Below are 1,739 nucleotides of genomic sequence, written 5' to 3'. Positions count from 1 at the left end.
CGCGACACTTTTGCCAGCCTGAAGAAAACGTGTCGCCTGTATGGTCTTTCATTCTGGGACTATCTGACAGACAGGTTAACAGGCAGTGGCACGTTTCCAAGGCTGACGGACTTGATTGAAAAAGCTTCTCACATACTACCTTGTGGGCTTTGCAGCAGTTATTAAGAAGCTACCTTGATAGCTTATTAGAAGGTGTCGTTTTTACGCCGACTCATCAAAAAGTTTATAATGAGTTGAAAGATTTTTCTAAGGAAGCGGTTATTGCAACTAAAGAAAACTCTACAGGATTGGATCTTACAAGGCAGTCTTTAGATGTCATTCAAAAAATGGATAAGGCGTCAAATGAAGGTGCAACTACACAAGATAAAGTTGATGCTGCAATAGCGTCTGCAGGATTTGTGCACGGTCTTGCAGAGGGTATTCTTGGCTCGTTCCCACGCTCCGCGTGGGAATGCATACGTAACGGGCAGAGCACTAGGAATTAAACATGGGTAGAAGCCGGTACAAATTCACTCAGCCAGATCAACCTCATTTCATGACGTTAACCGTGTTGCACTGGATCTCTGTTTTTACCAGACCAGAAACAGTAACCATACTTCTGGACTCAATGAGACATTTGATGAGTCAGGGCTTGAAAATACATGCATATGTCATTCTTGAAAATCATCTGCATCTTCTGGCACAGAGTCCCGAGTTGGATAAAGATATAGCAAAATTCAAAACATACACAGCCAGACAGTTGATCAAATGGCTGACAGAGCGCAAGGCAAAAACTGTGTTGGATCAGCTGGCTTTTTACAAAAAATCGCATAAAGACGACAGGGCTTACCAGTTCTGGCAGGAAGGTGTACACCCTGAGTTAATCCAGGGTGAAGCCATGATGAGACAGAAAGTGGAGTATATTCATCAAAATCCGGTGAAGCGTGGTTATGTTGATAGAGCAGAACACTGGCGTTATTCCAGCTCAAGGAATTACCTTGATATTGAAGGTTTGTTAGAGGTGGATCGGTTATGGTGAGTTCAGGTATGCATTCCCACGCTGGAGCGTGGGAACGAGTCACGGACTATCTGGATCACAACACCGGCTCAAGACCAGAAATGTTGAAACTGGATAGCTACCTGAGCCTGAAGTCCAACCAGAGTGTTCAGGGTAAAAAAACTCAGACCTTTGAAGAGCAGCTGCTACTGCAACAAATAGAAGACTATGTTTCTGCTAGTGAAACCCTGAAGAGTCAGCTGAAAAGCAAAGCCGCAGAACAACAGACCATAAAAGCCATCGTCACTAAACTGCAACGGGTGCTGCCTATTATCGAAGAGCGTACTCAGGCATTGGAAGGCCTCTATAAAAAGAACTACGGATCAAAAGTGCAATATCTGGAGCTGGAACAGCAGCGCATAGAGCTGGAAGAAGATATAAAGGCTCAACAGGCAGCGGTCAGGCAACTGGAAGCCGAGCAGGAAGAAATCCAGAACCAGCGGCTCAGCCTCCATGCCCAAACCAGGCGCGAAAGCCTGGACCAACAGGAACAACTGCACCGACAACTCGCCAGCCTGAAACAGGAAAGCATCAAGGCACAGGAATTGCGTGATCAACAACTGATCACAGCACCATTAGACGGCACCGTTCAGCAATTACAGATTCATACCATTGGTGGTGTCGTTCAACCCGCACAGGCTCTGATGCAGATCGTACCCAAGGAGGCAAAGATGGAAGTGGAAGCCTGGATCTTAAACAAAGA

The 1,739-nt window shown here is 45.8% G+C and carries 3 protein-coding genes; all 3 read left to right on the top strand.

Annotated features, from left to right (window positions below; translation table 11 throughout):
* Positions 1 to 149 precede the first annotated feature (149 nt).
* Positions 150 to 485, top strand: coding sequence for a hypothetical protein (locus tag ACR2PX_RS06810; RefSeq protein ID WP_433998609.1), 336 nt, complete (start codon positions 150 to 152; stop codon positions 483 to 485).
* 2 nt (positions 486 to 487) lie between these two features.
* Entirely contained in the window at positions 488 to 1,018 is a 531-nt protein-coding gene (locus tag ACR2PX_RS06805) for an REP-associated tyrosine transposase (RefSeq protein WP_433998608.1), read from the top strand.
* A partial coding sequence (locus ACR2PX_RS06800) for an HlyD family efflux transporter periplasmic adaptor subunit (protein ID WP_433998607.1) occupies positions 1,012 to 1,739 on the top strand: 728 nt, incomplete at its 3' end. The genes ACR2PX_RS06805 and ACR2PX_RS06800, both read left to right, overlap by 7 nt.

It is taken from the genome of Endozoicomonas sp., assembly GCF_051008435.1.
Classification (GTDB): Bacteria; Pseudomonadota; Gammaproteobacteria; order Pseudomonadales; family Endozoicomonadaceae; genus Endozoicomonas_A.
The sequence above is the reverse complement of the archived record's forward strand: the minus strand, read 5'-3'. Positions and strand labels throughout refer to the sequence as shown.